The 7151-nt window shown below is 70.6% G+C and carries 8 protein-coding genes; all 8 read right to left on the reverse strand.

The window, feature by feature from the left end; genetic code table 11:
* Positions 1–294 precede the first annotated feature (294 nt).
* Entirely contained in the window at positions 295–1251 is a 957-nt protein-coding gene (gene era, locus RMN98_RS14395; protein ID WP_309649508.1) for a GTPase Era, read from the reverse strand.
* On the reverse strand, positions 1244–2014 hold the full coding sequence (locus RMN98_RS14400; RefSeq protein WP_309649509.1) for a siderophore-interacting protein: 771 nt from the start codon (positions 2012–2014) through the stop codon (positions 1244–1246). The genes era and RMN98_RS14400 overlap by 8 nt, the downstream gene beginning before the upstream one ends.
* Before the next feature lie 23 nt (positions 2015–2037).
* Entirely contained in the window at positions 2038–3306 is a 1269-nt protein-coding gene (locus tag RMN98_RS14405) for a class I SAM-dependent methyltransferase (protein ID WP_309649510.1), read from the reverse strand.
* Positions 3303–4682, reverse strand: a complete 1380-nt coding sequence (locus RMN98_RS14410) for an FAD-binding oxidoreductase (protein ID WP_309649511.1) — start codon at positions 4680–4682, stop codon at positions 3303–3305. The genes RMN98_RS14405 and RMN98_RS14410 overlap by 4 nt, the downstream gene beginning before the upstream one ends.
* A gap of 54 nt (positions 4683–4736) precedes the next feature.
* The gene (locus tag RMN98_RS14415; RefSeq protein ID WP_309649512.1) at positions 4737–5078 is read right to left on the reverse strand and encodes a cytidine deaminase; all 342 of its coding nucleotides are present in this window, start codon (positions 5076–5078) and stop codon (positions 4737–4739) included.
* Complete coding sequence (locus RMN98_RS14420; protein WP_309649513.1) at positions 5071–6435, reverse strand: hemolysin family protein; 1365 nt, start codon at positions 6433–6435, stop codon at positions 5071–5073. The genes RMN98_RS14415 and RMN98_RS14420 overlap by 8 nt, the downstream gene beginning before the upstream one ends.
* Positions 6432–6920 (reverse strand): rRNA maturation RNase YbeY, encoded by a 489-nt coding sequence (gene ybeY / locus RMN98_RS14425; protein WP_309649515.1) that lies wholly within the window; start codon positions 6918–6920, stop codon positions 6432–6434. The genes RMN98_RS14420 and ybeY overlap by 4 nt, the downstream gene beginning before the upstream one ends.
* Positions 6921–6925: 5 nt before the next feature.
* A partial coding sequence (locus tag RMN98_RS14430; protein WP_309649514.1) for a PhoH family protein occupies positions 6926–7151 on the reverse strand: 226 nt, incomplete at its 5' end.

Consider the following 7151-nt stretch of genomic DNA (forward strand, 5'->3'; position numbering starts at 1 on the left):
GGCGCTACCCCGGCGTCGAGGCCGTTCGCGACGCCGGCCAGACGCCCTGCGAGGACGCCGGCCGCTCGGTCGCCGACGACGCGCTCAACTTCCAGTGGGGCTACGAGGGTCCGAGCAAGGAGCAGTGGGCCGCCGGCCAGACCTACGGTCGCTGCTGGGCGCCGGACTGAGGCTGGTCCTCGGCTCCGGGGGTTGCGGATTGGTCACCAACCGCAGGCCCAGCGGCCCGATCGTTGCGGTTGGTGACCAAACCGCAGGGGTCGGGACCACCGCGCGCCCGGTCTCGCCCGGCCGTCAGAAGCCGAGCTTGCGCAGCTGCCGAGGGTCGCGCTGCCAGTCCTTGGCGATCTTGATGTGCAGGTCGAGGTAGACCGGGGTCCCGAGGAGAGCCTCGATCTGGAGGCGAGCGGCCTTGCCGACGTCGCGCAGGCGGGCGCCCTTGTGGCCGATCATGATCCCCTTCTGGGAGTCGCGCTCGACGTAGAGGTTGGCGTGGATGTCGAGCAGCGGCCGGTCGGCGTCGCGGCCCTCACGCAGTCCCCGCTCCTCGACGACCACCGCGATCGAGTGCGGGAGCTCGTCGCGGACGCCCTCGAGGGCAGCCTCGCGGATCAGCTCGGCGACGATCGCCTCCTCGGGCGCGTCGCTGAGGTCCCCGTCGGGATAGAGCTGGGGGCCGTCCGGCAGAAGGCCGACGAGGAGGTCCTCGAGCAGGGAGACCTGGTCACCGGCCTTGGCGGAGACGGGCACGATCTCGGCCCACTCGATGCCGGCGCCGGCGCCGGCCTTCTGGATGTCGAGGAGGTGCTCACCGATCTGCTCGCCGGTGGCGAGGTCGGTCTTGGTCGCGATGGCGACCTTGATGGTGCGCTTGACCTTGGCCATCTCGGCGATGATGAAACGGTCGCCGGGGCCGATCTTCTCGTTGGCCGGCAGGCACACGGCGACCACGTCGACCTCGCCGAGCGTGGTCTTGACCAGGTCGTTGAGGCGCTCGCCCAGCAGCGTGCGCGGGCGGTGCAGCCCCGGGGTGTCGACCAGGATGAGCTGGGCGTCGGGCCGGTGCACGATCCCGCGTACGACGGTGCGCGTCGTCTGCGGCTTGGAGGAGGTGATCACCACCTTGCTGCCGACGAGGGCGTTGGTGAGCGTCGACTTGCCGGCGTTGGGGCGGCCGACGAACGACACGAAGCCGCTCTTGTGCTCGGCCGTCGGGGGGATCTCGGGCTGGTCGTGCTCGGGGTCAGGCATCTCGCACCTTGTCGTAGTCGGCCCAGATCTCGTCGTCGCTCTTGCCTGCTGCCTTGCCCGCGCGCCAGATCGGTCCGGGGTCGACCGCGCGCGGTTGGCGGGCGGTGACGCCGCGCCAGTAGCCCATGACGTCGTAGGCCGTGCTGGGCAGCCGACGCTCCCGCATCAGGTGCTTGCGGACGGCCCGCATCTGCGCGGACTCCCCCGCCATCCAGAAGTAGCCGTCGCCCTCGGGCCAGTCGATCGACTCGACGACCGAGGCCAGGCGGCTCTCGCCGTCGTGGGGGGCGTCGAGCCAGTGCACGGAGCTGTAGGTGGGCAGGTAGTCCGACAGGTCGTCGGGCACCTCAGCCCAGACGTAGGTCGGCACCGAGACCGAGGCGGTGATGCGCGCCATCGCCGGCATGGCGGTCAGGTCGCCCACGAGGATCACCCAGGCTGCGTCTGCGGGCATCGCGAAGGAGCCCTTGGGCTCGGTGAGCGTGACGGTCTGCCCGACGCAGTCGCCCTGCACCCACTCGGTCACGAGCCCCACGTCATGCACGACGACGTCGATCACGAGCTCGCCTTCGGCCCAGGAGCGCACCGTGTAGTAGCGGCTCTGGAACTGCCCGGGCACGACCAGCCCGACCCACTCGTCGGCGATGCCGGTCGAGGCGAAGTCGGCCAGCCCCGGCCCACCGAGCACGAGGCGCGACAGGTGGTCGGAGACCCGGGCGCGGCTCAGCACCTGCGCGTCGTACTGCCTGGCCTTGGTGCTCACCCCAGGACTCTAGTGCTCCCCGCTCACCACGAGGGCCGGAGGGGGAAGCCGTCGGCACCGTCGTCGGACGTGCGGACCGCGAGGACCTGGTGCAGCTGGATCTCGTTCCACTCGAAGGCGAGGCGCGAACCGGTCATGTAGAGGCCCCACACACGGGCGTTGCCGATGCCGACCTCGTCGACGGCGGCGTCCCAGTTGTCCACCAGGTTGCGTCCCCAGTCGCGCAGCGTCATGGCGTAGTGCTGGCGCAGGTTCTCCGAGTGCATGACCTCCAGGCCGGCGTCCTGCGCCTCCGTGATGATCGTCCCGGAGCCGGTGAGCTCCCCGTCGGGAAAGACGTAGCGGTCGATGAAGGCCCCGATCTCCTCGCGGTGGTTGTGGTGGCGCGCGATCGAGTGGTTGAGCAGGCGGCCCTCGGGCTTGAGGTGGTCGCGCAGGAACCCGAAGTACGACGGGTACTGGCGCACTCCGATGTGCTCGGTCAGCCCGATGGAGCTGATCGCGTCGAAGCCGGTCTCGAGGACGTCGCGGTAGTCACTGTGCCGGATCTCCACCAGGTCGCCGAGGCCGTCGCGGTCGACGGCCTCCTTGCCCCAGTCGGCCTGCTGCTGCGAGAGCGTGACGCCGAGCGCCTTCACGCCGTACTCACGAGCGGCGTGGCGGACCATGCCGCCCCAGCCGCAGCCGACGTCGAGCAACCGCTGTCCCGGCTTGAGGTCGAGCTTGCGGCAGACCAGGTCGAACTTCTCGGCCTGTGCCTCCTCCAGCGTCGCGTCGGCGTGGGGGTAGACGGCGCAGGTGTAGGCCATGGAGGGGCCCAGGACGTGGCGGTAGAACGCGTTGGACACGTCGTAGTGGCGGTGGATCGCCTCAGCGTCGCGGGTCATCGAGTGCCGCAGGCCCTCCACCGCCCGACGCCAACGGGGCAGGTGCTCCTGCGGCGGCGGTGGCGGGGGCTTGAGGTGCGACAACCCGAGCCCGCGCAGCAGCGTGAGAGCCTCGGTGGCCGACGGCTTGCGGAAGCGCAGCCGGTTCTTGAGCAGCACCATCACGTCGTAGGGGTCACCGGGGTGGACCCCGTGGACGACGAGGTCGCCGGAGACGTAGGCGCGCGCCATCCCGAGGTCACCGGGCGCGGTGAGCAGGTAGGCGAGGCCGCGCTGGTTGACCAGCTCGAGGCCGATCGAGGCGTCGGCCGGGCCGGCCGCGCTGCCGTCGTAGGCCGTGAAGCGCACGGGCATCCCGTCGCGCAGCAGGTCCGCGACCGCGTCACCGATCTTGATGGTCGTCATCTCTTCCTCACTGCCTTGTCGTAGAGGGTCGTCAGCCGGGAGTCGGGGTCGTAGCGGTGCTTGACGGCAGCGAGGTTGGCGCCGTCGTAGAGCGCGTCGAAGGTCTCCTGGTCGTAGAACGCCTCGGAGTAGAGCGACTTGTGCCCCCCGAGCTCGTGGACCTTCTGCTCGATCGCCCGGTTGAGCGGACCCTCGGGGGCGTGGTCGCCGACGTGGACGGTGCCCCAGAAGCCGACGTTGACGTAGGTCTCCCCCGGCTCGAGGGGATAGGTGCGCCACCGCGACCCGTCGTGGGTCCCGGTCGACACGAGGGGGCAGAGCCACACCGGCCGCATGCCGATCTCGGTGTCGAACCACACCAGGAAATCGGGCAACCGGTCGACGGGCACCTCGACGTCCTGGATGACGCGCTCGCGCATCAGGCGCCCGGCCCGGCGGTCCAGCCGGTCGGCGACGGAGAAGCGCCGGTCGAGGCCGAGCAGCCGGTGGTAGACGTCGGAGCGGCGCAGGTGCCGCGGCCACACCCGGCGGACCAACGGGTGCAGCGCCCCGAAGGCGCCGGAGCACCAGAACCAGTCGGTGTCCCACCGCCACAGGTAGTCGTAGATGGTCAGCAGGTCGGTCTCGCGCTCCTGCAGCGAGCGGAAGAAGACCTGCTGCCCGGCGTAGTCGCTGGGCGTCACCGCGTCGGGGCGATCGCTCCAGCGCGCCAGCGTGAGGTAGTGCTCGTCGGGCGAGAAGGCCACCCCGTCCAGCCCGTCCACCCGCTCGCCGTCGTATTCGCCCGTGGCCACGATCTCGGCGATCGTCGTGGCGAGCAGGGTGGCGTCGTCGAAGCGCACGTGCCGCAGCGCGACGTACGAGGGCACTCGCTCGAGGGCGATCCGCAACCGGGTGGCATAGCCCAGGGACCCGTAGGAGTTGGGGAAGGTGTCGAACAGGTCGTCACCCGGGGTGCACGTGACCACCTCGCCGGCTCCGGTGAGGACGTCCATCTCGAGCACCGACTCGTGAGGGAGCCCGCTGCGGAAGCTGGTGGACTCGATGCCCAGGCCGGTGACCGCACCTCCGAGCGTGATCGTGCGCAGCTGGGGCACCACCAGCGGGATCAGCCCGTGCGGGAGCGTCGCGTCGACGAGGTGCTCGTAGGTGCACATGCCCTGCACCTCGGCCGTCAACGACGCGGCGTCGACCTCGATCACCCCGGTCAGGCCCGAGACGTCGAGACCGGGCGTGCTCACCGCCTGGCGGGGCCGGAAGAGGTTGGAGGTCTGCTTGGCGAGCCGGACCGGCTCCCCCCGCGGGATCGCGGCGGCAGAGGACACGAGGCGCGCCACGGCGCGCTCGTGCTGTTCCCAGGCCCTCCCAGAGCTCATGGCTGCACGCTAGCGCCCCTCGGCTGCCGCCGTGTTGCAGAGCCTCGGAGAACGTCAGGTCGTCGTGGTGGCCGCGATCATCCCGCGGGCATCGCCCCGGTGGACGACGACGCCTGCGCCCCCGAGGTCCCGCAGGGCAGCGAGGTCGACACCGGCGACCTGGTCGGCCTCGCCCAGGACGACCGCGGCCTCGAGCCCGCGAGAGCCGGACGCGACCGCCATGGCCACGCAGACGTGCAGCGCCGACAGCGACAGCGACGGCAGCGCCACCGACGCAGCGGCGTAGGTGCGACCGTCGGCGTCACGGATCGCAGCGCCCTCCGCGGCCCCGGTGCGGGCACGCGTGGCGCGCGCGAGGGTGACCAGCTTGGAGTCCTCGGTGCTGAGGTCACTCATGGGCGGGCTCCATCTCGGCGGCAGCAGTGGCAGGGGCAGTGACGGGAGCTGCGACGGGAGTAGCGACAGCGGCAGGTGCCTGGGCAGAGGGGTCGACCCTGGCGATCAGCACGGTGCCGACCTTGTTGCGACGACCCGAGGCGTCCTCGGCCAGGAAGCGGAGACCGTGGGCCTCGACGGCGGACCCGGGGATCGGGACCCGGCCGAGGTGCTTGGCCATGAGGCCGCCGACGCTGTCGACGTCCTCCTCCTCCACGTCGAAGCCGAAGAGCTCGTCGAGGTCGTCGACCGGGTAGCGCGAGGAGACCCGGACGACGCCGTCACTGACGGTCTCGGTCTCGATCTCGTCCTCGTCGTACTCGTCGGTGATCTCGCCGACGATCTCCTCGAGCAGGTCCTCGATCGTGATCAGCCCGGCGGTGCCGCCGTACTCGTCGACGACGACGGCGATGTGCTGGCGCCGTGCCTGCATCTCGCGCAGCAGCGCGTCGACCGGCTTCGACTCGGGCACCCAGTGCACGGGACGCATGACCTCCTCGATGCGCTCGGTGAACTCCACGTCCGGCGCCTCGAAGTCGCGTCGGACGATGTCCTTGAGGTAGGCGAAGCCGCGGATGTCGTCGAGGTTCTCGCCGATGACCGGGACCCGGGAGTAGCCGCTGCGCAGGAACAGCGACATGGTCTGGCGCAGGTTCTTGAAGTGCTCGATGTAGACCACGTCGTTGCGCGGCACCATCACCTCACGGACCGAGGTGTCGCCGAGCTCGAAGACCGAGTGGATCATCTTGCGCTCACCCGACTCGATCAGCGCCGAGGCCTCGGCCATGTCGACCATCTCGCGCAGCTCGGTCTCGCTGGAGAACGGTCCCTCGCGGAAGCCCCGGCCCGGGGTGATCGCGTTGCCGACCAGGATCAGCACCCGGGGCAGCGGGCCGAGGACGGTCGTGAAGAGCGCCAACGGGCCGGCCGAGAGCAGCGCGACCGACTCCGAGTGCTGACGACCCAGGGTGCGTGGGGCGACCCCGATGACGACGAAAGACACGACCAGCATCGACCCGATCGCCACCAGCACGGCGAGGATCCAGGAGCCGTCGACGAGCTCGTCGATCTGGAGGGTGACCAGGACGATCGCAGAGATCTCGCAGAGCAGCCGCAGCAGCAGGGCGGTGTTGAGGTAGCGGGGGGCGTCCTCGAGCAGCGCCACGAGTCGCTGGGCGCCGGCCCGCTCCTCGGCCACGAGCTCGAGCGCGCGCGCCTTGGAGAACGACGCCAGGGCAGCGTCGGCGGCCGTGAAGAGGCCGGCGAGGAGGACCAGTGCGGCTGCTGTGACCAGCAGCCCGATATCGCCGGAGCTCATGGCTCGGGCACCGGCTCGGCCGCCGGGTGGGCCGTGGCCGGGTCGCGCCAGGAGGCGAGCAGCCGGTCCTGGAGCCCGAACATCTCCGCGTGCTCCTCCGGCTCGGCGTGGTCGTAGCCGAGGAGGTGGAGGATGCCGTGCACCGTGAGGAGCTCGATCTCGGCGACGGTGCCGTGACCGGCCTCGGCGCCTTGGCGCGCCGCGATCGCCGGACAGAGCATGAGGTCGCCCAGGACCCCCTCCTCGGGCTCCTCGTTGACCAGCCCGGGCCGCAGCTCGTCCATGGGGAAGGCGAGCACGTCGGTGGGGCCCTCCTTCTCCATCCACTGCTCGTTGAGCTGGGCGATGGTGTCCTCGTCGACGGCCTTGATGCAGAGCTCGGCGAGGGGGTGGACGCGCATCTGGTCCATCACGAAGCGCGAGAGCCGGGCCAGACCCGTCACGTCGATCTCGTGACCGGACTCGTTGAGCACCTCGATGCTCATCTCGCTCACTGCCGATCGCCGCGGGGAGCGGCCTGCAGGCCACCTCGGGCGTCGAACTCGTCGTAGGCCTGGACGATCTTGCCGACCAGGCGGTGACGGACGACGTCGCTGGAGGTGAGCCGGTTGAAGGAGATGTCCTCGACCTCGTCGAGGATGCCCTCGATCACGCGCAGCCCCGACTTGGTGCCGCTGGGCAGGTCCACCTGGGTCACGTCACCGGTCACCACGATC

Origin of the sequence: Nocardioides sp. (genome assembly GCF_031397825.1) — a bacterium.
Lineage (GTDB): Bacteria > Actinomycetota > Actinomycetes > Propionibacteriales > Nocardioidaceae > Nocardioides.